The following is a 395-nucleotide window of genomic DNA, read 5'->3' on the forward strand; positions in this document are numbered from 1 at the left end:
GACTGGCCGCACCGCCAGCGCCGGAAGCCAAATTGCCGTCCATCCCGCAGCCCACCTCGGCGCCAAAGCCCGTCGCAACGCCGGACCTGCATGGCACCACTTAGCGTCCACCGCGCATTGCCTGCCACGCCTGCAACCCCATATGTTCCCCATGTCAGTCCAACGAGGGGAACATCATGGACCGCCTTCCCACGAAATCCGCAGCCCTCATCGCTGCCCTGTCGCTGACGCTGGCGCCAATCGCACCAGCGCTTGCCGCCTCGCCCGCGCCGGTCGAGGCTGAGCATGGCATGGTCGTCACCGCCCAGCATCTGGCGACCGATGTCGGCGTCGAGGTGCTCAAGAACGGCGGCAATGCCGTGGATGCCGCGGTTGCCGTCGGCTATGCGCTGGCC

Annotated in this window: 1 pseudogene; it reads left to right on the forward strand. The window is 67.6% G+C overall.

The features are described 5' to 3' along the window. Nucleotides 1-176: 176 nt before the first annotated feature. Nucleotides 177-395 (forward strand): annotated as a pseudogene (gene ggt / locus B3605_RS17625) (gamma-glutamyltransferase); the annotation flags it as partial.

The sequence above is a fragment of the Rhizobium sp. UBA1881 genome (assembly GCF_002338015.1).
GTDB lineage: Bacteria > Pseudomonadota > Alphaproteobacteria > Rhizobiales > Rhizobiaceae > Rhizobium.